22 protein-coding genes are annotated in these 25,523 nt (G+C 70.1%); 8 read left to right on the forward strand and 14 right to left on the reverse strand.

Annotated features, from left to right (window positions below):
* Positions 1-105: 105 nt before the first annotated feature.
* The 4 genes from ABID77_RS09725 to ABID77_RS09740 all read right to left on the reverse strand — a co-directional run bounded on the left by ABID77_RS09725 (position 106) and on the right by ABID77_RS09740 (position 5,187).
* The gene (locus ABID77_RS09725; protein ID WP_429594385.1) at positions 106-1,005 is read right to left on the reverse strand and encodes a transporter substrate-binding domain-containing protein; all 900 of its coding nucleotides are present in this window, start codon (positions 1,003-1,005) and stop codon (positions 106-108) included.
* Between the two features lie 269 nt (positions 1,006-1,274).
* Positions 1,275-2,291, reverse strand: a complete 1,017-nt coding sequence (locus ABID77_RS09730; protein ID WP_429594387.1) for a LysR family transcriptional regulator — start codon at positions 2,289-2,291, stop codon at positions 1,275-1,277.
* 20 nt (positions 2,292-2,311) lie between these two features.
* Positions 2,312-3,253, reverse strand: a complete 942-nt coding sequence (locus ABID77_RS09735; protein ID WP_429594390.1) for a 2-hydroxyacid dehydrogenase — start codon at positions 3,251-3,253, stop codon at positions 2,312-2,314.
* A gap of 35 nt (positions 3,254-3,288) precedes the next feature.
* Entirely contained in the window at positions 3,289-5,187 is a 1,899-nt protein-coding gene (locus tag ABID77_RS09740; RefSeq protein WP_429594393.1) for an ABCB family ABC transporter ATP-binding protein/permease, read from the reverse strand.
* Between the two features lie 74 nt (positions 5,188-5,261).
* On the opposite strand from ABID77_RS09740, the gene ABID77_RS09745 reads away from it, so the two are divergent.
* Positions 5,262-5,702: an acyl-CoA thioesterase gene (locus ABID77_RS09745; protein ID WP_429594788.1), complete on the forward strand. Its 441-nt coding sequence runs from the start codon at positions 5,262-5,264 to the stop codon at positions 5,700-5,702.
* Positions 5,703-5,732: 30 nt separating this feature from the next.
* Here ABID77_RS09745 and ABID77_RS09750 read toward each other — a convergent pair whose 3' ends face one another.
* The 9 genes from ABID77_RS09750 to ABID77_RS09790 all read right to left on the reverse strand — a co-directional run bounded on the left by ABID77_RS09750 (position 5,733) and on the right by ABID77_RS09790 (position 16,390).
* Positions 5,733-6,521 (reverse strand): enoyl-CoA hydratase, encoded by a 789-nt coding sequence (locus ABID77_RS09750; RefSeq protein WP_429594396.1) that lies wholly within the window; start codon positions 6,519-6,521, stop codon positions 5,733-5,735.
* Positions 6,522-6,636: 115 nt separating this feature from the next.
* Positions 6,637-7,476, reverse strand: coding sequence for an acyl-CoA thioesterase (locus ABID77_RS09755; RefSeq protein WP_429594399.1), 840 nt, complete (start codon positions 7,474-7,476; stop codon positions 6,637-6,639).
* A gap of 188 nt (positions 7,477-7,664) precedes the next feature.
* A complete protein-coding gene (locus ABID77_RS09760) occupies positions 7,665-8,861 on the reverse strand; it encodes an acetyl-CoA C-acyltransferase (protein WP_429594402.1) in 1,197 nt (398 codons plus the stop codon).
* Positions 8,862-9,045: 184 nt separating this feature from the next.
* Positions 9,046-11,457 carry a 3-hydroxyacyl-CoA dehydrogenase/enoyl-CoA hydratase family protein gene (locus tag ABID77_RS09765; RefSeq protein WP_429594405.1) on the reverse strand — a complete coding sequence of 804 codons (2,412 nt, stop codon included), beginning with the start codon at positions 11,455-11,457 and terminating at the stop codon, positions 9,046-9,048.
* 38 nt (positions 11,458-11,495) lie between these two features.
* Positions 11,496-11,885 (reverse strand): DUF2147 domain-containing protein, encoded by a 390-nt coding sequence (locus ABID77_RS09770; RefSeq protein WP_429594790.1) that lies wholly within the window; start codon positions 11,883-11,885, stop codon positions 11,496-11,498.
* 80 nt (positions 11,886-11,965) lie between these two features.
* Entirely contained in the window at positions 11,966-13,762 is a 1,797-nt protein-coding gene (locus ABID77_RS09775; RefSeq protein ID WP_429594408.1) for an acyl-CoA dehydrogenase C-terminal domain-containing protein, read from the reverse strand.
* 130 nt (positions 13,763-13,892) lie between these two features.
* Positions 13,893-14,582, reverse strand: coding sequence for a TetR/AcrR family transcriptional regulator (locus tag ABID77_RS09780; protein WP_429594410.1), 690 nt, complete (start codon positions 14,580-14,582; stop codon positions 13,893-13,895).
* A 155-nt stretch (positions 14,583-14,737) separates the two neighbouring features.
* Positions 14,738-15,586, reverse strand: a complete 849-nt coding sequence (locus ABID77_RS09785) for a fumarylacetoacetate hydrolase family protein (RefSeq protein ID WP_429594413.1) — start codon at positions 15,584-15,586, stop codon at positions 14,738-14,740.
* A gap of 69 nt (positions 15,587-15,655) precedes the next feature.
* Positions 15,656-16,390, reverse strand: a complete 735-nt coding sequence (locus ABID77_RS09790; RefSeq protein WP_429594416.1) for an SDR family oxidoreductase — start codon at positions 16,388-16,390, stop codon at positions 15,656-15,658.
* Between the two features lie 254 nt (positions 16,391-16,644).
* Here ABID77_RS09790 and ABID77_RS09795 point away from each other — a divergent pair, with 254 nt between their 5' ends.
* The 6 genes from ABID77_RS09795 to ABID77_RS09820 all read left to right on the forward strand — a co-directional run bounded on the left by ABID77_RS09795 (position 16,645) and on the right by ABID77_RS09820 (position 23,467).
* Positions 16,645-17,355 (forward strand): FadR/GntR family transcriptional regulator, encoded by a 711-nt coding sequence (locus ABID77_RS09795; RefSeq protein WP_429594419.1) that lies wholly within the window; start codon positions 16,645-16,647, stop codon positions 17,353-17,355.
* A 163-nt stretch (positions 17,356-17,518) separates the two neighbouring features.
* Positions 17,519-18,490, forward strand: a complete 972-nt coding sequence (locus ABID77_RS09800) for a sialic acid TRAP transporter substrate-binding protein SiaP (RefSeq protein WP_429594793.1) — start codon at positions 17,519-17,521, stop codon at positions 18,488-18,490.
* Positions 18,491-18,614: 124 nt separating this feature from the next.
* Positions 18,615-19,169 carry a TRAP transporter small permease gene (locus ABID77_RS09805; RefSeq protein ID WP_429594422.1) on the forward strand — a complete coding sequence of 185 codons (555 nt, stop codon included), beginning with the start codon at positions 18,615-18,617 and terminating at the stop codon, positions 19,167-19,169.
* Positions 19,170-19,194: 25 nt separating this feature from the next.
* Complete coding sequence (locus ABID77_RS09810) at positions 19,195-20,589, forward strand: TRAP transporter large permease (RefSeq protein WP_429594425.1); 1,395 nt, start codon at positions 19,195-19,197, stop codon at positions 20,587-20,589.
* Between the two features lie 56 nt (positions 20,590-20,645).
* Entirely contained in the window at positions 20,646-22,175 is a 1,530-nt protein-coding gene (locus ABID77_RS09815; protein WP_429594428.1) for a UxaA family hydrolase, read from the forward strand.
* Between the two features lie 191 nt (positions 22,176-22,366).
* Positions 22,367-23,467 carry a malate/lactate/ureidoglycolate dehydrogenase gene (locus ABID77_RS09820; RefSeq protein ID WP_429594431.1) on the forward strand — a complete coding sequence of 367 codons (1,101 nt, stop codon included), beginning with the start codon at positions 22,367-22,369 and terminating at the stop codon, positions 23,465-23,467.
* Positions 23,468-23,602: 135 nt separating this feature from the next.
* Here the strand turns inward: ABID77_RS09820 and slmA are convergent, their stop codons facing one another.
* Complete coding sequence (gene slmA, locus ABID77_RS09825) at positions 23,603-24,238, reverse strand: nucleoid occlusion factor SlmA (protein ID WP_429594434.1); 636 nt, start codon at positions 24,236-24,238, stop codon at positions 23,603-23,605.
* A gap of 144 nt (positions 24,239-24,382) precedes the next feature.
* Here slmA and galE point away from each other — a divergent pair, with 144 nt between their 5' ends.
* Complete coding sequence (gene galE, locus ABID77_RS09830; RefSeq protein ID WP_429594436.1) at positions 24,383-25,399, forward strand: UDP-glucose 4-epimerase GalE; 1,017 nt, start codon at positions 24,383-24,385, stop codon at positions 25,397-25,399.
* Positions 25,400-25,523: the final 124 nt, after the last annotated feature.

Here is a 25,523-nt window from a genome sequence, read left to right on the forward strand (position 1 = left end):
TTCGCGTCGTCGTTGTCGTTGTGGTTCGTCGTCGGGGCGGCGCCGGCTCAAAGCAAACGCCCGCCGGGGATGGCGGGCGTTGGCCTCAATGCATCGGCGCGCGGATCACTTCTTCGCGGCGTAGTCTTCCATCGGCTTGTCGTTCGGGTTCGCCCAGGCGTTCTTGGTGGCGTCCGACAGCGGCAGGCCGATCGTCACGTTGGCCGGCGGGATCGGCTTGAGGAACCACTTGTCCCAGAGCTTGTTGAGTTCGCCGCTCTTGATCTGGCCCTTGATGCTGTCGTCCACGGCCTTCTTGAAGGCGGCGTCGTCCTTGCGGATCATGATCGCGATGGGTTCGACGCTCAGCACCTCGCCCACGAGCTTGTACTCGGCCGGGGCCTTCGACTTGGCGATGTTCGACGCCAGGATCGAGCCGTCCATCACGAAGGCGTCGGCGCGGCCGGATTCGAGCAGCAGGAAGCTGTCGGAGTGGTCCTTGCCGTAGAGCTCCTTGAAGTCGATGCCGCCGGCGCGCTCGTTCTTGCGCAGCGTCTGCACCGAGGTCGTGCCGGTGGTGGTGGCGACGGTCTTGCCGTTGAGGTCCTTGATGCCGGTGATGCCGGAGTTGGCCTTGACCGCGATGCGCACTTCCTCGACGTAGGTCGTGACGGCGAAGGACACGTCCTTGGCGCGCGTGGCGTTGTTGGTGGTCGAACCGCACTCGAGGTCGACGGTGCCGTTCTGCACCAGCGGCACGCGGTTCTGCGAGGTCACCGGCTGGTACTTGGTCTCGAGCTTCTTGCCGACGGCCTTCTCCAGGTCCTTGATGATGTTGGCGCAGATGTCGTAGTGGAAGCCGGTGTATTGGCCGTTGCCCAGCGTGTAGGACAGGCCGGAGGACTCGCGCACGCCTTCCGTGATCACGCCCGATGCCTTGATCTTGGCGAGCGTGTCGTTGGCTTGGGCGAACGCGCCGCCCGCGGCCAGCGCCGTGATGGCCATCGCCAGTAATTGCTTCTTCATGCGGAAAACTCCTGAGTGGGTGAGACGGACATGCAACGGGAATTCTAGACATCGGAATCTGCGGGAATACCCGCGAGAACCCACGAAATGGCCCTTGGTGCGCCGCCTTGGTGCACGGAATGCGCGCCGAGGCCCCTGATCCGACATCGCCGCGCGCCTTATGGGTGCATGGCGGTGTCGCTGCACTGTCTTTTCATGCTAAGCAGTCTTTGTGCCCGCGTCGGGCATCCGACCCTGCCGGCGGCCTCGGAAGCGCCGCGAGACCCGTTTCAGGACGTCGCCGGCGGCTGCGTGGCCAGCAGGTGCGCCCAGAGTGTGTCGACGGCGCGACTGCCATGCGACATCGGCATGACGCTCCCGGCCCCATGCGAGATCTGCATGTCGGTGCCGCGACCGCCCGCGCGGGCGGGTTTCGGGGTCGCGGCGATCGGTCGCGCCCGGTAGGCGCGGATCTCCAGGGTCGCCTCCAGGTGGCCGATCTCCGGCGGCAAGGCGCTCACCAGCGTGCGCTGGCGGACCTCCTTGCGCACCGCGTTCTGCGGCAGGAAGGCGATGCCGTGGCCCTCGAGCGCCATCGCCTTCAGGCCCTCGGACATGTCGGTCTCGTAGACGCGGTCGAGGTGGATCGGGATGTCGGAGTCCTTGATGAGCTGGTCGACCACGCCGCCGAGGTAGGCGCCGGGCGCATAGCCCAGGTAGGGCAGCGGCTGGCCCGGACGGCCGGGCAGCCTGAAGCGCGGCGCGCCGCCGGCGTCGGGCTTGACCCACGGCGCCACGACCTCGCTGCCCAGGCGCACCGTCTCGTAGCGCCCGGCGTCGAGCTGCAAAGGCTGCGACGGATGCTGATAGGCGATGAGCAGATCGCAGCCGCCCTCGATCAGGCGCAGCATGGCGTCGTGCACGTTGAGCGCCATCAGGCGGCTGCGCATCGGCCCGAAGTGCTCGCGCAGGGTGCTGACCCAGGCCGGGAAGAAGTTCAGCGCCAGCGTGTGCGGCACCGCGAACTCGATGACGTCGTGCGAGGTGGCCGAGTGTCCGCGCAGCATGGCGCGCGTGCTCTGCAGGCCCTGCAGCATCTCGATGGCCTGGCTGTAGAGCGTCTGGCCGGCCGGCGTCAGGCGCGTCGGATAGGAGCTGCGGTCGACCAGGTCGGTGCCGGCCCAGCCCTCCAGCGCCTGGATGCGGCGCGAGAACGCCGGCTGCGTGACGTGGCGCAGTTGCGCCGAGCGGCTGAAGCTGCGCGTCTCGGCCAGGCTGACGAAATCCTCGAGCCACTTGGTTTCCATGGGGCCGGATTATCGGGACCTCAACCGACCACCGACACCGCCCCGCGCCCCGAGAAATGCCCTTCGGCGTTGGCCAGCACGCGCCGCACCGATGCGCCCATCGCCTCCGGCGACCAGCCGGCGACGTGCGGCGTGAGGATCACGTTGTCCAGGTCCAGCAGCGCCTCGGGCGGACGCGGTTCGCCCTCGTAGACGTCGAGGCCGGCGCCGGCGAGCCGGCCCGCGCGCAGCGCGTCGGCCAACGCGGCCGTGTCGACCACGCTGCCGCGCGCGATGTTCACCAGCACGCCCCGCGCGCCGAGCGCCTCGATCACGGCGGCGTCCACCAGGTGCTTCGTGCCCGCGCCGCCGGGGGTGGCGACAACCAGGAAGTCGGCCCAGGCCGCGAGCGCCGCGAGGTCCTCGAAATGGCGGTAACCGACGTCGGTCACCGGCCGGCGGTTGTGATAGCCGATCTCCAGGTCGAAGGCGGCGGCGCGGCGGGCGATCTTGCGGCCGATGGCGCCCAGGCCGAGGATGCCCAGCCGGCGGCCCGAGAGCTGCGGCGGCAGCGGGATGTGGTCGCGCCAGACGCCGGCGCGGCATTGCGCGTCGAGCCGGCCGATGCCGCGCACGGCGGCGATCAGCAGGCCCAGGGCGTGGTCGGCGACGCAGTCCTCGTTGGTGCCGGCGCCGGTCGCCACGACGACGCCGCGCGCGCGCGCCGCGTCGAGCGCGACGTTCTCGTAGCCCGCGCCCAGAGTGCAGACCAGTTCGAGCTTCGGCAGCGCGGCGATCTCCTCGGCCGTGAGGCCGGTGGCGCCGTTGGTCAGGACGATGCGGCCCTCCGCGGCGTGGGCCGCCACGGCCTCGCGGCGCCGGGCGGGGTCGGGTTCGTAGGTGAGTTCGTGCGCCGCCTCGACCCACGCGCGGTGGTCGTCGGCCAGGCTGACGAGGCTCAGCATCGGGATCTTCGTCGTCATGCGTTCCTTGCTCCTTTCGATGAATGGACGGGTGCTCAGAGGACCTCGCCGGACTCGGCCCGCTGCAGGTTCCACATGCGGGCGTAGCGCGCCTGCTTCGCCAGCAACTGCGCGTGCGTGCCGCGCTCGACGATCACGCCGCCCTCCAGCACCAGGATCTCGTGCGCCTCGACCACGGTGGACAGGCGGTGCGCGATCACCAGCGTGGTCTTGTCCTGCGCGGCGCTCTTCAGTTCGGCCTGGATGGCGCGCTCGTTGGCCGAGTCGAGCGCCGAGGTGGCCTCGTCGAAGATCACGATCGGCGGGTTCTTCAGCAGCGTGCGCGCGATGGCCACGCGCTGCTTCTCGCCGCCCGAGAGCTTGAGCCCGCGCTCGCCCACCGTCGTCTCGTAGCCGCGCGGCGTGGCGGCGATGAAGTCGTGGATGCGCGCGGCCTGCGCGGCGGCGACGACTTCGTCGTGCGACGCGCCGGGCCGGCCGTAGGCGATGTTGTATTCGACCGTGTCGTTGAACAGCACCGTGTCCTGCGGCACGATGCCGATGGCCGCGCGCACGCTGGCCTGCGTGACCACCCGGATGTCCTGGCCGCCGATGGTGATGCGGCCCTGCTGCACGTCGTAGAAGCGGTAGAGCAGGCGCGCCAGCGTCGACTTGCCCGAGCCCGACGGGCCGACCACGGCGACGGTCCTGCCGGCGGGGATCTCGAAGCTGACGTGCTTCAGGATGGGGCGGGCGGGGTCGTAGGCGAAGCTCACGTCCTCGAAGCGGACGGTGGCGTCGACGGGAAGGCCGTGGCCCTCACCCCCGCCCTCTCCCGGAGGGAGAGAGCGTAGAGCCAGGGGCTGCGCGTCGGGGGCGTCGCGCACCTCGCGGTCCTTCTCCAGCAGCACGAACATCTTGTCGAGGTCGGTCAGGCTCTGCTTGATCTCGCGGTAGATCACGCCGAGGAAGTTCAGCGGGATGTAGAGCTGGATCATGAAGGCGTTGACCATCACCAGGTCGCCCAGCGTCATGCGCCCTTCCACCACGCCGGAGGTCGCGCGCCAGAGCATCAGCACCAGGCTGACGGCGATGAGCAGCTGCTGGCCGGTGTTGAGCATCGACAGCGTGCGCTGGCTCTTGATGGCCGCCTTGCGGTAGCGGTCGAGGCTGGCGTCGTAGCGGCCGGCCTCGAAGGCTTCGTTGTTGAAGTACTTGACGGTCTCGTAGTTCAGGAGCGAGTCGACGGCGCGGCTCTGCGCCACCGAGTCGAGCTCGTTCATGGTCTTGCGGAACTGCGTGCGCCATTCGGTCACGGTGACGGTGAAGCCGATGTAGAGCACCAAGGCGATGCCGGTGATGACGACGAACAGGATGTCGAACTTCACGCCCAGGATGGTCAGCACCAGCGTCAGCTCGATGAGCGTGGGCACGATGCTGTAGAGGGACATCGAGATCAGCGAATGCACGCCGCGCGTGCCGCGCTCGATGTCGCGCGTCATGCCACCGGTCTGGCGCTCCAGGTGGAAGCGCAGGCTCAGGGCGTGCAGGTGCTCGAACACCTCCAGGGAGATGCGCCGCGACGCGCCCTCGGTCGCCTTGGCGAAGACCAGCTCGCGCAGTTCGCCGAACAGCGAGGTCGAGAAGCGCAGCAGGCCGTAGGCCGCCAGCAGGCCGATCGGCACCACCAGCAGGGCCTGCGCCATGTCGGGCCGGGGCGTCATGGCGTCGATCAGGTGCTTGAGCAGCACCGGCACGCCCACGTTGGCGACCTTGGCGCCGATCATGAAGGCCAGCGCCGCCGCCACGCGCCACTTGTAGGGCCACAGGTAGGGCAGCAGCCGGCGCAGCGTCGCCACGTCGGAGCGGTCGGCGCGCGCGGGCTCGGAGCCGGGGGCGGAAGGGGAATGGTGGGGAGAAGAGGCGGCCGAGGGCGCCTCGCCGCTGCGGCGCATGGAGGGACAATCGTGGGTGTTGTTTGCTCCGGATTGTGCCCATGTCCTCCCTGCCGCCCGCCTCCCCCGCTCCGATGACCCCGCCGCACGCCGCCGCCACGGCCAGCCCCGCCGGCCGCGACGCCACGCTCCAGAGCCTGCCGCTGGACATGGAGCTGGTGCTCAAGGTGATCCCGATGCCCAAGGACTGCAACGTCAACGGCGACATCTTCGGCGGCTGGGTGATGGCCCACTGCGACATGGCCGCCTCGGTCATCCCGGTGCGCCACGCGCGCGGCCGCATGGCCACCGTCGCCGTCAACGAGTTCGTCTTCAAGCAGCCGGTGCGCCTGGGCGACATCCTGTCGTTCTATTCCAAGCTGCTGCGCATCGGCCGCACCTCCATCACGGTGAGCGTCGAGGTCTTCGCCGAGCGCGCCCTGGCCCAGGGCGCCTACGTCAAGGTCACCGAGGCCACCTTCACCTACGTCGCCATCGACGACCACGGCCGCCCGCGACCGATCCCGCGCGACTGAGGCGCCGCCGGGGTCGGCCCGGCGCGGCCCTCACAGCCCGTAGAAGTCCGGCTTGCGCTTCTCCATGAACGCCGCGAAGGCCTCGCGCGCGGCCGGCGCCTTCATCATGCGGCGGAAGCTGCGCGCTTCCTCCTCGATGCGTTCGAACACCACGGCCTGGTTCGACTGCTTGAGCAGGCGCTTGGTCTCGATCAGCGCGGCGAGCGGCTTGGCCGCCAGGCGGCGCGCCTGCGTCTGCGCGATGGTGTTGGCCTCCATCGGCGGCACGATGCGGTTGACCAGGCCGACCTCCAGGGCCGCCTCGGCCATGAAGGGATCGCCCAGCAGCAGGGCTTCGGCGGCCCGGTGGTGGCCGAGCATCTGCGGCACCAGCAGGCTCGACCCGGCCTCCGGGCACAGGCCGAGGTTGACGAAAGGCATCGAGAACGCCGCGTTGTCGCCGGCGTAGACCAGGTCGCAGTGCAGCAGCATCGTGGTGCCGATGCCCACCGCCGGCCCGCAGACGGCGGCCACGACGGGCTTCGGGAAGCCGGCCAGGCCGCGCAGGAAGCGGAACACCGGCTCGTCCAGCGCGATGGTGTCGTCGGCCTCTTCCTGCTTGGCCAATGCCCGCAGGAAGTCGCCGATGTCGTTGCCGGCGCTGAAGACCGCCGGGTCGCCCTGGATCAGCACCGCGCGCACGGCCGCGTCGTCGACGGCGCCCTCGAGCGCGTCGGCGAGCGCGGCGTACATGGCCGCGGTCAGGGAGTTCTTCTTGTCGACCCGGTTGAGGGTCAGGGTCATCACGCCGGCTTCGGTGTGGACGAGGATGTCGCTCATGGAGTGCGTCGCTTTCGAACGGAGGAAACGGGAAGGATGACGGGTCGCGGGCCCGTCGGGACGGGTCGAGTTTCGGGGATGGCGGCCGCGCGCGGTCCGGCGCGACCCCGCGGCGCTATTCCTTGAAGTAGACGATCTGGCTGCTGGTGGCCAGCAGCGTGCCGCTCGCGCTCCAGAGCTGCGCGGCCTGGTCGAAGAAGCCGTTTCGGAACTGCTGGCCGGTGGCGCGCGCGAGCAGGTGGCCGGTGCCGACCTCGGCCAGCTCGGCCGCGCCGGCGTGGAAGTAGGTGGTGATCGACACCGTGCCCGCCGGCACCCGCGTCGCGCGGCGCAGCCAGACGCGCGGGTAGAACAGGTCGCTCATGGAGGCCAGCGCCGGGAAGTCGAGCGCACGCGGCACGGCGTCGCGCACCCACAGGAGCGTCTCGCTGCGGTCGCCGCCGCCGTCCCAGCGCGCCGGGATGCCGCCGCTGATCGGCCGCATCTCGTACTGCTCGATCCAGGGCACGCCGGCCGGGCCGATCGTGACGCGCTCGACGGCCTGCGGCGCGGGCGCCTCGGGCACGGCCAGGTCGGTCGCGCCCCAGGTCTCGCGCCGCACCGCCGTCACGACCGTGGCCGTGGTCGTGACCTGCGACGCCCCGCTCGCGCCGGCCTGCGTGATCTGCACCGTCCAGTGCTGGGTCGAGCGATTGGTGCGCGCCGGCGTGGCCTGCACGTCGAAGGCGCCGGCCTCGATCGCGGCGGCGTAGTTCACCGTCAGCGCGATCGGCAGCCCCAGCAGGTCCGGATGCCGCAGCACCGCCTGCAGCACCACCGCCGCCGTCGTACCCCCGAACGGCCCGACCATGTTCCAGTAGTCCATGCTCGTCGTGCCCGCGAAGAGCCCAGCGCGCAGGTCGCTGTGGTCGAGCGCCAGGGCCCGGTCGAACGGATGCTGTGATTGCTGCGTCATTTCGGTTTTCCTCGATTCAGCCATGTCGTTCGCGGCGCACTGCCCTGCCAGGAATGCCGCAGAACCGGCTTTGCCGGGCTGTTGGCATTGCCCCCTGCAAGGGGGTGGGCGCTGCCACACGAAGTGAGCAAGCCTGGGGGTGAGCCAACTCTTCGACACGCAGTGCGCGAAGACTGGGGGTCGGGTCGTCAGACCCGTTCGAATACTGCGGCGGCCCCCTGCCCCATCCCCACGCACATCGTGACCATGCCGTGCTTCAGATTCTTGCGCCGCAGCGCATGAACCACTGTCGCCGAACGGATAGCCCCGGTCGCCCCCAGCGGGTGGCCCAGCGCGATGGCGCCGCCCATCGGATTGACCTTCGCCGGATCGAGCCCCAGCGTGCGGATGACCGCCAGCGACTGCGCCGCGAAGGCCTCGTTGAGCTCGATCCAGTCGAGGTCCTGCTGCGCGAGGCCGGCGTGACGCAGCACGGCGGGGATCGCCTCGACCGGGCCGATGCCCATCACCTCCGGCGGCACGCCCCGGCTGGCGAAGCCGGCGAAGCGCGCCAGCGGCGTCAGGCCGAAGCGCTTCACGGCCGCCTCGCTCGCCAGGATCAGCGCGCCGGCGCCGTCGGAGGTCTGCGAGCTGTTGCCGGCCGTGACCGTGCCGCGCGCGGCGAACACGGTGCGCAGGCGCGCCAGCCCTTCGAGACTCGTGTCGGGCCGGGCGCCCTCGTCGAGGTCGACGGTGCGCGTGGTGGCGACCGACTCGCCGCTGTCCAGGTCGGGCGCGCGGTCGGTCACCTCGACGGGCGTGATCTCGTCGGCGAACTCGCCGGCGCGCTGCGCCGCCAGCGCCTTCTGGTGCGAGGCCAGCGCGAAGGCGTCCTGGTCGGCGCGCGAGACCTTCCACCGCCGCGCGACCTGCTCCGCCGTCAGGCCCATGCCGTAGGCGATGCCGACGTCGCCCTCGCGCTCGAAGATCGCCGGCGACAGCGAGGGCGAATTGCCCATCATCGGCACCAGGCTCATGCTCTCGACGCCGGCGGCGATCATCACGTCGGCCTCGCCCACGCGGATGCGGTCGGCCGCCATCTGCACCGCCGACAGGCCCGAGGCGCAGAAACGGTTGACCGTGATGCCGCCGACGCTGGTCGGCAGCCCGGCGAGCACGGCGGCGATGCGCGCCACGTTGAGGCCCTGCTGCGCCTCGGGGATCGCGCAGCCGCAGACGATGTCCTCGATGGCCGCCGGATCGAGCGAGGGCACCGCCGCCAGCGCGGCGCGCAGCGTCGTGGCCAGCAGGTCGTCCGGCCGGGTGTTGCGGAAGAACCCGCGATGCGACCTGCCGATCGGCGTGCGCGTGGCGGCGACGACGTAGGCGTCCTGGATCTGTTTCATGGGGATGCTCCTGATGTGTGTCTTGCTTCCTCCGCAGCCGGTGGCAGAGGACTGCGTCTTGCTCCCTCCACAGCCGGTTGCAGAGGACTGGGTCTTGCTCCCTCTCCCGCGAGCGGGAGAGGGAGCAAGACCGGCACCGGACGGGTTGGGGTGGTCGCTCATGCGTCTGACGTCTCGTGCGAGGTCAATTCCTCACCGGCTTGCCCGTCCCCAGCATCCCCATGATCCGCTCCTGCGTCTTGGGGTGGACGATGAGCGAGCAGAAGGCCTTGCGTTCCAGCGCCATGAGGTATTCCTCGGTGACCAGCGAGCCGGCGTCGACGTCGCCGCCGGTCACCACGTGGGCGATCAGTCCGGCGATGTGGAAGTCGTGCGCGCTGGCGAAGCCGCCGTCGCGCAGGTTGACCAGCTGGCCGCGGATGGTCGCGGCGCCGCTGCGGCCGGCGACGCGGAAGCGGCGGCGCGGCGGCGCGCGCCAGCCGGCGTCGGCCATCGACCGCACCTGCTGCAGCGCGACGTGCAGCAGCTCGTCCTTGTGGGCCACGATCACGTCGCCCTCGATCAGGTAGCCCAGCCGCTTCGCGTCCAGCGCGCCGGTGCCGACCTTGGCCATCGCCGCGGCGGTGAAGCCCTCGGTGAGGAAGGGCAGCAGGTCGGTGCCGGTCGATGCCGCCGCGTTCTCGGCCGCGCGGCGGGCGATGCAGGTCAGGCCACCCGCCCCCGGCACCAGGCCGACGCCGACCTCCACCAGCCCCATGTAGCTCTCCATCGCCGCCACGCGCCGGGCCGAATGCATGGCCAGCTCGCAGCCGCCGCCCAGCGCCAGTCCGCGCACGGCCGATACCACCGGCACGGCGGCGTAGCGGATCTTCAGCATCACGTTCTGCAGCTCCTCCTCCGCGCCCTCGACCGCCCCGACGCCGGCGACCACGAAGGCCGGCAGCATCGCCTGCAGGTCGGCGCCGACGGAGAACAGATCATCCGGCGACCAGATGACCAGGCCCTGGTACTCGGCCTCGGCCAGCTCGACGGCGGCGCCCAGCGCCTCGGCGACGTCGGGGCTGATGGCGTGCATCTTCGACGTGATGCTGGCGATGAGCACCTCGCCGTCGAGCGTCCAGACGCGCACGTCGCCGTCCTCGCCGATCGTGGTGCCGGACTCGGCGGCCGTGGGCGCGGCGGCGCCGAGCACGTTTTCCGGGAACAGCTGGCGCGCGTGCACCGGCAGGCGGCGCAGCGGCACGAAGCGTTGCTCGGCGGCGCTCCACGAGCCCTCGGGCGTGTGCACGCCGCCGGCCTCGGCCACCGGGCCCTCGAACACCCAGGCCGGCAGCGGCGCGCGGCTCAGCGCCTCGCCTGCGTCGATGTCCGCCTGCACCCAGCGCGCGACCTGCGCCCAGCCGGCCTCCTGCCAGAGTTCGAACGGCCCCTGCTTCATGCCGAAGCCCCAGCGCAAGGCGAAGTCGACATCGCGCGCGCTCTCGGCGATGGTCGTCAGGTGCACGGCGGCGTAGTGGAAGCCGTCGCGCAGGATGGCCCACAGGAAGCGTCCCTGCGGCCCCTTGGCCTCGCGCAGCAGGCGCAGGCGCTCGCCGGCCGGCTTCTTCAGCATGCGGGTGTAGACCTCGTCGGCCTTGGCGCCACCGGGCACGTAGCCGCCCTGGCCGCCCTCGGCCGCCGGGTCGAAGCGCAGGATGTCGCGCCCCACTTTTTTGTAGAAACCGCCCTTGGTCTTCTGGCCGAGGAAGCCGCGCTCCAGCAGGGTCGCGAGCACCGGCGGCGTGGCGAAGTTGCCGTAGAACGGGTCGCTCGCCTCGTCGAGCTGGTCCTGCAATGTCTTCACCACATGGGCCATGGTGTCCAGACCCACCACGTCGGCCGTGCGGAAGGTGCCCGAGGAGGCGCGGCCGAGCTTCTTGCCGGTCAGGTCGTCGACCACGTCGGGCGTCAGGCCGTACTTCTCGGCCTCCTTCACCGTCGCCAGCAGGCCGGCGATGCCGACGCGGTTGGCGATGAAATTGGGCGTGTCGTGCGCGCGCACCACGCCCTTGCCGAGCGTGGTGGTGACGAAGGCCTCGAGCCGGTCGAGCACGTCGGCGCCGGTGGCCGGCGTGTCGATCAGCTCGACCAGGAACATGTAGCGCGGCGGGTTGAAGAAGTGGATGCCGCAGAAGCGCGGCCGCAGAGCCTCGGGCAATGCCTCGCTCAAGGTCGTCACCGACAGGCCCGAGGTGTTGGACGCCAGCAGCGCGTGCGGCGCGACGTGCGGCGCGATGCGGCGGTAGAGGTCGCTCTTCCAGTCCATGCGCTCGGCGATGGCCTCGATGACGAGGTCGCACTCGCCCAGGCGGGCGATGTCGTCGTCGTAGTTGGCGACCTCGATCAGCGCGGCGTCGGCGACGTCGCCCAACGGCGCGGGCTTCTGCTTCTTCAACGCCTCGACGGCGCGGGTGACGATGCCGTTCCTCGGGCCTTCCTTGGCGGCGAGGTCGAACAGCACCACCGGCACGCGCACGTTGACGAGGTGGGCGGCGATCTGCGCACCCATCACGCCGGCGCCGAGCACGGCGACCTTCTTGACTTGGAATCTGGACATGGCGGGATTCGGAATTGAGAGGGTTGAGGCGGCGGACGTCATTCCTGGCGCGTCCAGGTCTGCGTGCGCCAGAAGGGACCGAGGTAGCCGCGCACCTCCAGCCGGCGGCCGCCGTCGATCGGGGTGAAGCGGGCGCGGTACTCCTTGCCGTTCTCGGGGTCGAGGATGCGGCCGTCCTCCCAGACATCCTGGCCGTCGGCCTTGCGGCCGCCGCGGATGATCTCCAGGCCGGTGATCGGCCGGCCCTTGCGGTCGTCGGTGCAGGCCTCGCAGACCGCGTCGGCGGCGGTGTCCTTCTTCAGCGAGCGCTGCAGCCGCCCGCTGAGCGCGCCGCCCTGCTCGACGATGCGGATCTCGCCCTTCACCTCGCCGGTCCTGTCGTCCACGCTGTGCCATAGGCCGACCGGGGTCGCCTGCGCGAAGGCCATCGCGCCCGGCAATGCGAGCGCGAGGGCCAGCGCCCCGGCGCGCCAGCCGGTGCGGCGTTCCCTCGTCGTCGAGGAGCCGGTCATGCCAGGGCCTCGTCGGTGTCCATCAGCGATCGGGTGCCGGCGCGCGCGGTGCGCATCAGCGACGCGGTCTCGGGGAACAGGCGGGCGAAGTAGAAGCGCGCCGTCTGCAGCTTGGCGACGTAGAACGCGTCGGTGCTGCCGGCGTCGATCTGGCGCAGCGCGACCTGCGCCATGCGGGCGAACAGGTAGCCGAAGACGAAGTGGCCCGCCACGCGCAGGTAGTCGACCGCCGCGGCGCCGACCTCGTCGGCGTTCTGCGAGCCCTTGAAGCCGATCTCGGTGGTGAACTTCACCAGCTGGTCGCCCAGCGCGGCGATCGGGTTGACGAACTCGGCCATCGATTCGTTGACGCCCTCCTCCTCCACCAGACGGCCCACCAGCTTGCCGAACTTCTTCAGCGTGGCGCCGTTGTTGCCCAGGATCTTGCGGCCCAGCAGGTCGAGCGACTGGATGGCGTTGGTGCCCTCGTAGATCATGTTGATGCGGTTGTCGCGCGCGAACTGCTCCATGCCCCATTCGCGGATGTAGCCGTGGCCGCCGAAGACCTGCAGGCAGGCGTTGGTGGCGACGTGGCCGTTGTCGGTGATGAAGGCCTTGACGATCGGCGTGAGCAATGCGACGAGCTCGCCGCTGTCCTTGCGGACGCGCTCGTCGGGGTGGTGGTGCTCCTTGTCCAGCAGAAGCGTGCAGAAGATCTGCAGCGCCCGGCCGCCCTCCGCGTACGCCTTGGCGGTCAGCAGCATGCGGCGCACGTCGGGGTGGACGATGATCGGATCGGCCTCCTTGTCCTTCGCCTTGACGCCGGAGAGCGAGCGCATCTGCAGCCGGTCCTTGGCATAGGCCAGGGCGTTCTGGTAGGCCACCTCGGTCAGGCCCAGCGACTGGTTGCCCACGCCCAGGCGCGCCGCGTTCATCATCACGAACATCGCCTGCAGGCCCTTGTTCGGCTCGCCCACCAGCGTGCCGACGGCGCCCTCCATCACGATCTGCGCCGTGGCGTTGCCGTGGATGCCCATCTTGTGCTCGAGCCCCCCGCAGTGGATCGGGTTGCGCACGCCGAGCGAGCCGTCCTCGTTCACGTGGAACTTGGGCACGGCGAACAGGCTGATGCCCTTGCTGCCGCGCGGCGCGTCCGGCAGCCGGGCCAGCACCAGATGGACGATGTTCGGCGCCATGTCGTGCTCGCCGGCGGAGATGAAGATCTTGTTGCCCGTGAGGCGGTAGGTGCCGTCGGGCTGGGGCTCGGCGCGGGTGCGCAGCAGGCCCAGGTCGGTGCCGCACTGGGGTTCGGTCAGGCACATGGTGCCGGTCCACTCGCCGCTGACCAGCTTGGGCAGGTAGGTCTTCTTCTGCGCCTCGGTGCCGTGCGCGATCAGGGCGGCGTAGGCGCCGTGGGAGAGCCCGGGGTACATCGTCCAGGCCTGGTTGGCGCTGTTGAGCATCTCGTAGAGGCACTGGTTGAGCACCAGCGGCAGGCCCTGGCCGCCGTACGCGGTGTCGCACGACAGCGCGGCCCAGCCGCCCTCGACGTACTGCGCATAGGCTTCCTTGAAGCCCCGGGGCGTCTTCACCTCGTGCGTCGCGCGGTCGAGCACGCAGCCCTCGGCGTCGCCGACGGCGTTGAGCGGGAAGGCCACCTCGGCGGCGAACTTGCCGGCTTCCTCCAGCACGGCGTTGACGGTGTCGGCGTCGGTCTCGGCATGGGCCGGCATGGCCTTGAATTCGCTGGCGACGTCGAAGACTTCGTGCAGGACGAACTGCATGTCGCGCAGGGGTGGCGTGTAGAGAGGCATCGGGGAGGCTCCGTGGAAAGGTGTCGGGAAAGACGGAAGAAAGGGAAGGAAGACGGGACGACGGGAGGGGGCGAGGCCGGGGACGCGGCCGGCGTGCGCGCGGACGGCACGCGCGGGTGGCGCCTCGGCGTCAGCGGCCCGGCACGCGCTCGGACGCCACGGCGGCGTGGCGCGAGAGGATGTTGTCGAACCCGGCCTCGGCCCGCGCCAGCGAGCCCGGCGCGCGCAGGAAGCGCGCCTCGTAGTGCAGGGCCAGGATCAATGCGTGGATCTCGAAGGCGACCTGGCGCTCGTCAGCGTCGGCGCGCAGGTGGCCGGCCTCGCGGGCGAGCACGACGGCCCGCGTCATGGCCGCGAGCCAGATGTTCACGGAGTCGGCCAGCGCGTCGCGCACCGGGCCGGGCCGGTCGTCGAACTCCACCGCGCCGCTGATGTAGATGCAGCCCGAATCGATCTCGGTGGAGGTGCGCCGCATCCAGTTGGCGAACATCGCGCGCAGGCGCGGCAGGCCGCGCGGGGCGCCGAGCGCGGGGTAGAAGACTTCCTGCTCGAAGCGGTGGTGGTATTCGCGCACCACCGACAGCTGCAGCTCCTCGCGCGAGCCGAAGTGCGCGAAGACGCCCGACTTGCTCATCTGCATGACCTCGGCGATGGCGCCGATCGACAGGCCCTCCAGGCCGATCTGCGCGGCCAGCGCCAGCGCCGCGTCGACGATGGCCGACTTGGTCTGGCGGCCCTTCTGCGGGGCGCGGACGGGTGCGGCAGGGGTGCCGGAGGCGTTGGGAGCGTTGGAGACGTTGGCGTGGGCAGCGACGGACATGGCGGGCCTCCGGACAGGGAACGAGGGCGGTCTGCGACAAAAAGAACGACCGTTCTATTTTGCAGGAGTTCACACTCGTCCGGCAAGCGCGGGATTCCCCGCACGTCCTCCGCCCGGCCCGTCCTCACCCATCCATGGGACGCGTCGCCGGCGGATCAGAGTTTGAAAGGCACCACGTCCTGCCGCTGCTCGCCCAGGCCCTCGATGCCCAGCGTCATCACGTCGCCCTTCTTGAGGTAGAGCGGCGGCTTCATGCCCAGGCCGACGCCCGGGGGCGTGCCGGTGGTGATGACGTCGCCCGGCATCAGCGTCATGAACTGGCTCACGTAGCTCACGATCTTGGCGACGCCGAAGATCATGGTCTTGGTGCTGCCGGTCTGCATGCGCCGCCCGTTGAGGTCGAGCCACATCGACAGCTTCTGCGGGTTGGGCACCTCGTCGCGCGTGACCAGCCAGGGGCCGATCGGGCCGAAGGTGTCGCAGCCCTTGCCCTTGTCCCAGGTGCCGCCGCGCTCGATCTGGTACTCGCGCTCGCTGACGTCGTTGACGGTGCAATAGCCGGCGACGAAGTTCAGCGCCTCCTTCTGCGACACGTGGCGCGCCCGGGTGCCGATGACCACGCCGAGCTCGACCTCCCAGTCGCTCTTGACCGAGCCCTTGGGCAGCATCACGGGGTCGTTCGGACCCTGGATGCAGGTGGTGGCCTTCATGAACAGGATCGGCTCGGCCGGGATCGGCAGGTTCGACTCGGCGGCGTGGTCGGCGTAGTTCAGGCCGATGGCGATGAACTTGCCGACCTGGGCGACGGGGCTGCCCATGCGCGGTCTGCCGCGCACCGCCGGCAGCTTCTCGACCTTGAGCTTGCGCAGCTTCGCCAGGGCGGCGTCGCCGAGCTGGTCGGGGCCGATGTCGGACACGACGGCGCTCAGGTCGCGCAGCTGGCCGGTCTCGTCGATCAGGCCGGGCTTCTCCTTGCCGGGCTTGCCGTAACGCACGAGTTTCATCAGGGATTCCTTGGTTTCGGGTGGAAGAAGCCCGCGAGCCTAAGCCGTCCCGGCACCGGACCCACCGAATCAGATCGTGATGCCGCCGTCCACCGAGTAGGCCTGGCCGGTGACGAAGGCCGCGTCGTCGCTGGCGAGGAACACCACCAGCGGCGCGATCTCGTGCGCCTGCGCGAGGCGGCCGAGCGGCTGACGCGCGATGAAGGCCTGACGTGCCGCCACCGGGTCGGCGCTGGCGTTGATGCGCCCGGCCAGCGAGGGCGTGTCGACCGTGCCGGGGCACACCGCGTTGCAGCGCACGTTGCGCCCCACGTAGTCGGCCGCGACGCTCTTGGTCAGGCCCAGCACCGCCGCCTTGGTGGTGCCGTAGACGCAGCGGTTGGGCAGGCCCTTGATGCTGGAACACACGCTGGCCATGTTGACGATGCTGCCGCCGCCGGCCTCCAGCATGCGCGGCAGCACCGCGCGGATGGTCCAGAACTGCGCGCGCACGTTGAGGGCGAAGGCGAAGTCGAGGTCGTCGTCGGTGGCCTCCAGCGCGGTGCCGCCGTGCACGACGCCGGCGCAGTTGAAGAGCACGTCGACCTTGGGCATGGACGCCACCAGCGTGTCGATGGCGACGCGGTCGAGCACGTCGAGCACGGCCGTGCGGATGCCGGGCGTGTCGGCGTAGCTGCCGAGCAGTTCGGCGTTGACGTCGGTCGCCCAGACCTGGGCGCCCTCGGCCGCCATTGCGAGCGCGGTGGCGCGGCCGATACCCTGGCCGGCGGCGGTGACGAGGGCGGTCTTTCCCTGGAGTCGCATGGTGTGTGTGTCCTTTGATCGGGTAGAGGAATGGCGCGACCGAAAAGTCGAGAAGCCGAGGGGAGGAAAAGGAGGAAGAAGCGTTCGGCGGGGTCGGCGTCGCGCTCAAGGGTTTCGCCCGATGGCCGCTCGGCATCGGCAAACTTATTCTGGATTGGCCTGACCACTTGTCCAATTCAGGACAACCCTTAAGCGGTCCGGCGTCTCCCCGGACCTCCCGTTTCCAGCCCTGTGCCGATCCGCAGCCACCCGCCGTGCCCCTCCAGTCCATCGAACCGCAACGCCTCTACCGCCAGATCGCCGACCAGCTGCGCACGCTGATCGGCCAGGGCGAGTTCGAGGCCGGCGCGCGCCTGCCGGCCGAGCGCGACCTGGCGCGCCAGCTCGGCGTGAGCCGGCCGTCGGTGCGCGAGGCGCTGATCGCGCTGGAGGTCGAGGGCTGGGTCGAGGTGCGCACCGGCTCGGGCGTCTACGTGCAGGACCGCACCCACCGCAGCGCCGAGCGCGTGGCCGCGACCGAATGGGGGCCGCTGGAGCTGATCCGCGCGCGCCGCGTGGTCGAGGGCGAGACGGCCGCGCTGGCCGCCGCTGGCGCCCGGCGCAAGGACCTCGACGCCATGGCGCGCGCCGTCGCCCTGATGCGCGAACTGGCCGAGCGCGACGTGATGCCGCTCGACGGCGACCGCGCCTTCCACGTCGCCATCGCCACGGCCTGCGGCAACGTCGTGCTGACCGAGACGGTGCAGGGCTTCTGGGACTCGCGCCGGGGGCCGATCTTCACGCGCCTGGGCGGCCACTTCGAGACCCTGCCCTCGTGGCGCGCGGCCATCGCCGAGCACGGCACGGTGCTCGACGCCATCGCCGCGCACGACGCCGACGCCGCCCGCGCCGCGATGCACGCCCACATGGACAAGGCGCACCAGCGCTTCAGCGCGAGCTGGCGCCGTGCGCGCCGGGCGGCCTGACGCCCTCCTCTGCCTTTCCCGTTCCGACGTTCCTTTCATTCACAAGACCACCGACGGAGACACACCGATGAACGACTCGACGACGACACGCCATCACGGCCCGGCCCGCACCGCCCTCCGCCACGCCGCGCCCGCGCGCCGGCGGCTGCTGCTGCAGGGCCTCATGACCGCCACGCTGGCGGCCGCGGTCATCGCCACGCTGGGCGTGCCCGGCACCGCGCGGGCGCAGGCCAAGCTCAAGTGGGCGCACGTCTACGAGACCTCCGAGCCGTTCCACAAGTATTCGGTCTGGGCCGCCGAGGAGATCAAGAAGCGCAGCAACGGCAAGTACGACATCCAGGTGTTCCCGGCTTCCAGCCTGGGCAAGGAGGCCGACATCAACCAGGGCCTGACCCTGGGCACGGTCGACATCGTGCTGACCGGCGCGAGCTTCGCCGGCCGCAGCTACACGCCGCTGTCGATCTCCTACTTCCCGTTCATCTTCCGCGACGCCGAGCACCAGCTGAAGTACGCCAAGAGCGACGTCTTCCGCGAGCTCGCCAAGGGCTACGACGACAAGACCGGCAACCACATCACGGCGCTGAGCTACTACGGCGCGCGCCACGTCACCTCGAGCGCGGCGCGCCCGGTGGCCAAGCCCGAGGACATGAAGGGCCTGAAGATCCGCGTGCCCGACGCGCCGGCCTACCTGGCGTTCCCGAAGGCGCTGGGCGCCAACGCCACGCCCATCGCCTTCGCCGAGGTCTACCTGGCGCTGCAGAGCGGCACGGTCGACGCGCAGGAGAACCCGTTGCCCACCATCGAGGCGAAGAAGTTCTTCGAGGTGCAGAAGAACATTTCACTGACCGGCCACATCGTGGATTCGCTGCTCACCGTGGTCTCGGGCCAGCTCTGGGGCCGCCTGTCGGCCGACGAGAAGAAGATGTTCGCGGAGGTGATGGAGGAGGCCGCCGAGAAGACCGGGCGCGAGATCATCGCCTCGGAGACGCGCCTGGTGGAGGAGTTCAGGAAGCGCGGCAACAACATCATCACCGTCGACAAGAACGCCTTCCGCGACGCGGTGCTGAAGAACACCAAGCCGACCGACCACGGCTACCGCCAACAAGATTACGACCGCATCACGGCGATCAAATAAGGACTCGCCCCCAGGCTGCGCGCACGTCGCGTCGCGACGCCCACCCCCCGACCGGGGGCAACACCAGCGGCCCGGCAAAGCCGGTGCCACGGTGTTCTCGAACAAGAAGAACGGAGATATTTTCATGAGCGACAAACTCGTCGGCGACGACGGTGAGTTCCATGCGGTCGACGAGGCGGTCGACCTGTCGGGGACAACCTTCGAGGCCTGGATCGCGCTGGGCATCTTCTGGCTGCTGGGCGCGACGGTGCTCTACCAGTTCGTGACGCGCTACGTGCTGAACGACTCGGCCGCCTGGACCGAGGAGATCGCACGCTACCTGCTGGTAGGGGTGGTGTTCGTGGGCGCGGCCATCGGCGTGGCCAAGAACAACCACATCCAGGTCGACTTCTTCTACCGCCACATGCCGCCGTCCGTCGGCCGCGCGCTGGGCGTGGCGGTGGACGTGCTGCGCACCGGCTTCTTCGCCGCGGCGGTGGTGATGACGGTGCAGATGATGATCCGCATCGGCAACAACGCCAGCATGACGATCGTCGACCTGCCGATGAACGTGGTCTACGCCGTGTGCCTGTTCGGCTTCGTGGCGATGCTGGGGCGCTCGATCCAGGTCAGCGTGGTGCACTGGCGGCGCGGCTACTGCGCGCTGGAGCGGCCCGAATCCACCATGCAGGACCGCTGAGGCGGCCGGACGGAAACGCACCCTCATGCTCAAGATCGCATTCCTCCTGTTCATGAGCGCCGGCATCCCGGTCGCCGTGGCGATGGCCGGCGCCTCGCTGGTCTACATCTGGTGGTCGGGCAACCTGCCGGGCTTCGTCGTCATCCACCGCATGGTCAGCGGCGTGGACAGCTTCCCGCTGCTGGCGGTGCCGTTCTTCATCCTGGCGGGCAACCTGATGAACAACGCCGGCATCACCAACCGCATCTACAACTTCGCCCTCGCCCTGGTCGGCTGGCTCAAGGGCGGGCTGGGGCACGTGAACATCCTGGGCTCGGTGATCTTCTCGGGCATGAGCGGCACGGCCATCGCCGACGCCGCCGGGCTGGGCACGATCGAGATCAAGGCCATGAAGGAGCACGGCTACTCGACCGAGTTCGCCGTCGGCGTGACGGCGGCCTCGGCCACGCTGGGGCCGATCATCCCGCCGAGCCTGCCCTTCGTGATCTACGGGATGATGGCCAACGTGTCGGTCGGCGCGCTGTTCATCGCCGGCATCCTGCCCGGCGCGATCATGACGCTGCTGATGATGCTCACGGTGGCCTACTACGCCCACAAGAACGGCTGGGGCGCGGACGTCAAGTTCCAGTGGCCGCGCCTCATGAAGGCCCTGGTCGAGCTGCTGGTGGTGTGCGTCTGGCCCGCCGCGCTGTGGTTCGCGGTCGACCGGCTGGGCGTGCCGGCGCAGCCGGCCGTGGCGGTGGCCCTGGTCGTGCTGTTCGTGGCCGACAAGGTGTTCAGGTTCGAGGCCGTGCTGCCGATCATGACGCCCGTGCTGCTCATCGGCGGCATGGCCACCGGCCTGTTCACCGCCACCGAGGGCGCCATCGCCGCCTGCGTGTGGGCGATGGTGCTGGGCTTCTTCTGGTACCGCACGCTCAAGTGGAAGATGTTCGTCAAGGTCTGCCTGGAGACGGTGGAATCGACCGCCACGGTGCTCTTCATCGTCGCGGCCGCCTCGATCTTCGGCTGGATGCTGACGGCCACCGGCGTCACGGCGGACATCGCCGCCTGGGTGCTGAACTTCACCAAGGAACCCTGGGTGTTCCTGCTGCTGGCCAACCTGCTGATGCTGTTCGTCGGCTGCTTCCTGGAGACCACGGCGGCCATCACCATCCTCGTGCCGATCCTGCTGCCGATCTCCAACCAGCTGGGCATCGACCCGGTCCACTTCGGCGTGGTGATGGTGCTCAACCTGATGATCGGCGTGCTGCATCCGCCCATGGGCATGGTGCTGTTCGTGCTCGCGCGCATCGCCAACCTGAGCCTGGAGCGCACCACCATGGCGATCCTGCCGTGGTTGGTGCCGCTGCTGCTGAGCCTGGCGCTGATCACCTACTGGCCGGCCACCGTGCTGTGGCTGCCCCGGCTCATGCAGTGAGAACGACGCGGCGGGCGCCCATCGGGCCGCCCCGCCCGGAACAAGGAAGACCCCCGATGACCACCCCCTTCATCCGACTCCATCCCGCCGACGACGTCGTGATCGCGCGCGCGCAGCTCGTGGGCGGCACGCCCGTCGAGCACGTCACCAGCCGCGGCCTGATCCCGCCGGGCCACAAGGTCGCCATGCGCGCCATCGCGCCGGGCGAGCCGGTGCGCCGCTACAACCAGATCATCGGCTTCGCCAGCCAGCCGATCGCCCCGGGCGAGCACGTGCACACGCACAACCTCGACATGGGCCCGGACAAGGGCGACTTCGCGCGCGATTACGCCTTCGGCAGCGACGTCAAGCCGGCCCCGGCGAAGCGCGAGGCGACCTTCATGGGCATCCGCCGCGCCGACGGCCGCGTGGCCACGCGCAACTACATCGGCGTGCTGACCAGCGTGAACTGCTCGGCGACGGCGGCACGCGCCATCGCCGACCACTTCTCGCGCCGCACCAACCCGGCCGCGCTGGCCGCCTACCCGAACGTCGACGGCGTCGTCGCGCTCACGCACGGCACGGGCTGCGGCATGGACACCGAGGGTCTGGGCATGCGGGTGCTGGAACGCACGCTCACGGGCTACGCGACGCACGCCAACTTCGCCGCCGTGCTGGTCGTCGGCCTGGGCTGCGAGGCCAACCAGATCAACGCCTGGCTGGCCACCGGCAACCTCGCCGAGGGCGAGAACTTCCGCACCTTCAACATCCAGGACACCGGCGGCACGCGCAGGACGGTGGACAAGGGCGTGGCGTTGATCGAAGAGATGCTGCCGCGCGCCAACGCGATCGTGCGCGAGCCGTGCAGCGCGGCGCACCTCACCATCGGGCTGCAGTGCGGCGGCTCGGACGGCTATTCGGGCATCAGCGCCAACCCGGCGCTGGGCGCGGCGGTCGACCTGCTGGTGGCGCACGGCGGCACGGCCATCCTGAGCGAGACGCCCGAGGTCTACGGCGCCGAGCACCTGCTGACGCAGCGCGCGGTGCGCCGCGAGGTGGGCGAGAAGCTGGTCGAGCGCATCCGGTGGTGGGAACGCTACACCGCCCTCAACCAGGGCGAGATGAACAACAACCCCTCGCCCGGCAACAAGGCCGGCGGCCTGACGACCATCCTGGAGAAGTCGCTCGGCGCCGTCGCCAAGGGCGGCACCGGCAACCTGGAGGCGGTGTACGAGTACGCCGAGCCCGTGACCGCGCACGGCTTCGTCTTCATGGACACGCCGGGCTACGACCCGGTCAGCGCCACGGGCCAGGTCGCCGGCGGCGCCAACCTCATCTGCTTCACCACGGGGCGCGGCTCGGCGTACGGCTGCGCGCCCTCGCCCTCGCTCAAGCTGGCCACCAACTCCGCGCTGTGGCGCCGGCAGGAGGAGGACATGGACATCAACTGCGGCGAGATCGTCGACGGCACGGTGTCGATCCAGGCCATGGGCGAGCGCATCTTCCAGTTGGTGCTGGCGACCGCCTCGGGCGAGCCGTCCAAGAGCGAGCGGCACGGCTACGGCCAGAGCGAGTTCGTGCCGTGGCAGATCGGCGCGACCATGTGAGCTCGCCCCCAGGCTTCGCGCACTTCGTGTCGCTTCGCCACCCCCCTACCGGGGGCGACACCGGCGGCCCGGCGAAGCCGGTTCCGCGGTGTCCGCGAAGGGGCCGCGCTGCGCGGGCCCTGGGCGATTGGCTAGGGTGGGCGTGTTGAGGCTGTGGTTTGTTTACTGGGTTTTGATCGACGGAGGTTTCGATGTCACGGATTTTTCAGGCTTCGGTGTTGCGGGCGCATTGCGCGGGCATTCTGGAGGCGGCGGGCAGTTCGGCCGGAGAGGCGGCGCAGGTGGCCGACAACCTCGTGCTGGCCAACCTGAGCGGGCACGACTCGCACGGGGTGGGCATGCTGCCGCGCTACGTGGACGCGGTGGCCGAGGGCGGGCTGGTGCCCGGCGCGTCGGCGGCGGTGACGCTGGACATCGGCACGCTGCTGGCGCTGGACGGCCGGCGCGGCTACGGACAGATCGTCGGCGTGCAGGCGATGGAACTGGGCATCGCGCGGGCGCGCGCGCACGGCAGCTGCATCTTCACGCTGGCGCAGGCGCACCACCTGGGACGCATCGGCCACTTCGCCGAGATGGCGACGGCGCAGGGGCTGGTGTCGATGCACTTCGTCAACGTGCTCTCGCGTCCGGTGGTGGCGCCCTGGGGCGGCGGCGACGGACGCTTCGGCACCAACCCGTGCTGCATCGGGGTGCCGCTGGCGGGCGCGGAGCCTTTCGTGCTGGACTTCGCGACCAGCCGCGTCGCGCAGGGCAAGATGCGCGTGGCCTACAACAAGGGCGAGCGCGTGCCGCCGGGCTACCTGATCGACGAGCGCGGCCGGCCGACCGACGACCCCGGCGTGGTCGTGGTGCCGCAGCGCGACCCGGCCGATGCCGGCGACGACGCCTCGCCACCGGGCAGCGGCCTGTTCGGCGCGTTGATGACCTTCGGCGAGCACAAGGGCTACGGCATGGCCGTGGCCTGCGAACTGCTCGGCGGCGCGCTCACCGGCGGCGGCACCTGGCACCGCCCGGCCGACGCCGCGCGCTCGGTCTACAACGGCATGCTGACGGTGCTGATCGACCCGGCGCGCCTGGGCACGCAGGCCGCCTTCGCGCAGGAGGCCACGGCCTTCGTCGACTGGCTGCGCCGCAGCCCGCCCGGCGAGGGCCACGAGGCCGTGCGCATCGCCGGCGAACCCGAACGCGCCGCGCGCCAGGCCCGCGCGCAGGCCGGCATCGAACTCGACGACGCGACCTGGACCGAGATCGTCGCGGCCGGCGCGAAGGTGGGGGTGAGCGTCACGGCTTGACGGAAGTCACGCCCCGACCGTCGAGACGGCCTGTCGGAATTCCGGAGATACCGGGGAACCGGCTCCGCCGGGCCCCTGGTGTCGCTCCGTGCAAGGGGGTTGGCGAAGCGACACGAGGTGCGCGGAGATCGGGGGTCAGACGAGCCTTTCGAGTGCCAGCTCGAGGTGTTCGGTCGGCAGCCGCTTGAATCCCGAGCGCGTGAAGCGCTGCAGCCGACCGGCGACGAAGGAGGTCAGCACGCCCGAGCGCACCTGGGCATCGAGCGCGCTCAGGGGCATGCCGCTTTCGGCCGCATCATCCTGCAGGGCCTTGCCCAGGGTCGACTCGATGCGGTCGAAGAACTGGTTCATGCGGTTCTGCAGCCGTTCGTTCTCGTAGACGAGCGCATCGCCCACCATCACGCGCGCCATGCCCGCGTTCTTCTCGGCGAACTGCATCAGCGTGGTGACGATGCGCGCCGCACGGTCGCCGGGCGACGCTTCGCGCGCCAGGATCTCGTCGACGCCCACGAAGACGCTCTGCTCGATGAATTCGATCAGCCCTTCGAGCATCTGCGCCTTGCTGGCGAAATGGCGGTAGAGCGCCGCTTCGCTCACGTCCAGTTCGGCCGCCAGCGCGGCGGTCGTCACGCGCTCGCCGCCCGGGCGTTCCAGCATCGCGGCCAGCGTCTGCATGATCTGCACGCGGCGCTCGCCAGGCTTGGGACGCCTTCGCGTCAGCAGCGCAACGGCGCCTGACGACACGGTGGCGCCCGGGACGAGGACTGCCATGTTCTCTTCAATTGTCATTGCGTGTATACGAATGTAAAAAATTAATTCTCGCATGCGGCACTTCTCGGCACGAGCAAAGCACGGTGGAAAAGGCCTCTGCGTGAGAATAGATGCTCACTTCACGAATCGAACGAGGGAAACGACATGGGCAATTGCATCCTGGTGACGGGCGGCGCGGGATTCATCGGCAGCCACACCTGCGTGGCCCTGGCCGAGGCCGGTTACACGCCGCTCATCCTGGACAACCTAGGCAACAGCGACCTGCGGGTGCTTGAGCGCCTGGCGCGCATCAGCGGCACCGCGCCCGACTTCATCGAGGGCGACGTGCGCGACCGTGCCCTGCTCGACCGGGTGTTCGCCCGGCACGAGATCGCCGGCGTGATCCATTTCGCCGGCCTGAAGGCGGTGGGCGACTCGGTGGCCGAGCCGATGGCCTACTACCAGAACAACGTCCACGGCAGCTGGGTGCTGGCCGAGGCGATGCAGGCCGCGGGCGTGAAGACGCTGATCTTCTCGTCCTCCGCCACGGTGTACGGCGAGCCCGATAGCTCGCCGATCCCCGAAGGCGCGCCCTGCCGTCCGGCGAGCCCGTACGGCCGCTCCAAGTACATGGTGGAAGAGTCATTGCGCGACCTGCAGATCGCGCAGCCGGACTGGCGCATCGCCCTGCTGCGCTACTTCAACCCGGTCGGCGCGCACGAGAGCGGCCTGATCGGCGAGCACCCCCACGGCAAGCCCAACAACCTGATGCCCTTCGTCAGCCAGGTCGCGGTGGGCCTGCGCGAGAAGCTGGCGGTCCACGGCGGCGACTACCCGACGCCCGACGGCACCGGCGTGCGCGACTACGTGCACGTCATGGACCTGGCCGAGGGCCACGTCGCGGCGCTGCGCCACACCGAGAAAGCGCCCGGCCTGGTCACGCTGAACCTGGGCACCGGCACCGGCGCCTCGGTGCTCGACGTCGTCAAGGCCTTCGAACGCGCCAGCGGCCAGCGCATCGCCTACGACATCGGCCCGCGCCGCGCCGGCGACGTGCCGGCCTACTGGGGCGACCCGGCCCTCGCCGAATCCACCCTCGGCTGGCGCGCCCGCCGCAGCCTCGACCAGATGTGCGCCGACAGCTGGCGCTGGCAACAGGGCAACCCGCGCGGCTACGAATGAACGGGACTGGTCAGCGATCGCACGAGCGCCCGGACCGTGGAGTCGAGGCCGCGAAGCAGGCCGACTGCGCCAGGACATCCGAGGAACCGGCTTCGCCGGGCCGCAGGATGTGCCCCCGGTGGGG

Source organism: Variovorax sp. PvP013, from assembly GCF_050435945.1.
In the GTDB taxonomy this organism is placed as follows: Bacteria; Pseudomonadota; Gammaproteobacteria; order Burkholderiales; family Burkholderiaceae_C; genus Variovorax.

What these genes read in the sequence shown, in the direction of transcription:
- galE (WP_429594436.1), top strand. Translation starts at nt 24,383, where the DNA reads ATGGGCAATTGCATCCTGGTGACGGGCGGCGCGGGATTCATCGGCAGC.
- ABID77_RS09790 (WP_429594416.1), bottom strand. Translation starts at nt 16,390, where the DNA reads ATGCGACTCCAGGGAAAGACCGCCCTCGTCACCGCCGCCGGCCAGGGT.
- ABID77_RS09740 (WP_429594393.1), bottom strand. Translation starts at nt 5,187, where the DNA reads ATGCGCCGCAGCGGCGAGGCGCCCTCGGCCGCCTCTTCTCCCCACCAT.
- ABID77_RS09815 (WP_429594428.1), top strand. Translation starts at nt 20,646, where the DNA reads ATGACCACCCCCTTCATCCGACTCCATCCCGCCGACGACGTCGTGATC.
- ABID77_RS09800 (WP_429594793.1), top strand. Translation starts at nt 17,519, where the DNA reads ATGACCGCCACGCTGGCGGCCGCGGTCATCGCCACGCTGGGCGTGCCC.
- ABID77_RS09780 (WP_429594410.1), bottom strand. Translation starts at nt 14,582, where the DNA reads ATGTCCGTCGCTGCCCACGCCAACGTCTCCAACGCTCCCAACGCCTCC.
- ABID77_RS09765 (WP_429594405.1), bottom strand. Translation starts at nt 11,457, where the DNA reads ATGTCCAGATTCCAAGTCAAGAAGGTCGCCGTGCTCGGCGCCGGCGTG.
- ABID77_RS09770 (WP_429594790.1), bottom strand. Translation starts at nt 11,885, where the DNA reads ATGGCCTTCGCGCAGGCGACCCCGGTCGGCCTATGGCACAGCGTGGAC.
- ABID77_RS09760 (WP_429594402.1), bottom strand. Translation starts at nt 8,861, where the DNA reads ATGAAACAGATCCAGGACGCCTACGTCGTCGCCGCCACGCGCACGCCG.
- ABID77_RS09750 (WP_429594396.1), bottom strand. Translation starts at nt 6,521, where the DNA reads ATGAGCGACATCCTCGTCCACACCGAAGCCGGCGTGATGACCCTGACC.
- ABID77_RS09730 (WP_429594387.1), bottom strand. Translation starts at nt 2,291, where the DNA reads ATGGAAACCAAGTGGCTCGAGGATTTCGTCAGCCTGGCCGAGACGCGC.
- ABID77_RS09805 (WP_429594422.1), top strand. Translation starts at nt 18,615, where the DNA reads ATGAGCGACAAACTCGTCGGCGACGACGGTGAGTTCCATGCGGTCGAC.
- ABID77_RS09755 (WP_429594399.1), bottom strand. Translation starts at nt 7,476, where the DNA reads ATGACGCAGCAATCACAGCATCCGTTCGACCGGGCCCTGGCGCTCGAC.
- ABID77_RS09820 (WP_429594431.1), top strand. Translation starts at nt 22,367, where the DNA reads ATGTCACGGATTTTTCAGGCTTCGGTGTTGCGGGCGCATTGCGCGGGC.
- ABID77_RS09745 (WP_429594788.1), top strand. Translation starts at nt 5,262, where the DNA reads ATGACCCCGCCGCACGCCGCCGCCACGGCCAGCCCCGCCGGCCGCGAC.
- slmA (WP_429594434.1), bottom strand. Translation starts at nt 24,238, where the DNA reads ATGGCAGTCCTCGTCCCGGGCGCCACCGTGTCGTCAGGCGCCGTTGCG.
- ABID77_RS09775 (WP_429594408.1), bottom strand. Translation starts at nt 13,762, where the DNA reads ATGCCTCTCTACACGCCACCCCTGCGCGACATGCAGTTCGTCCTGCAC.
- ABID77_RS09735 (WP_429594390.1), bottom strand. Translation starts at nt 3,253, where the DNA reads ATGACGACGAAGATCCCGATGCTGAGCCTCGTCAGCCTGGCCGACGAC.
- ABID77_RS09785 (WP_429594413.1), bottom strand. Translation starts at nt 15,586, where the DNA reads ATGAAACTCGTGCGTTACGGCAAGCCCGGCAAGGAGAAGCCCGGCCTG.
- ABID77_RS09810 (WP_429594425.1), top strand. Translation starts at nt 19,195, where the DNA reads ATGCTCAAGATCGCATTCCTCCTGTTCATGAGCGCCGGCATCCCGGTC.
- ABID77_RS09725 (WP_429594385.1), bottom strand. Translation starts at nt 1,005, where the DNA reads ATGAAGAAGCAATTACTGGCGATGGCCATCACGGCGCTGGCCGCGGGC.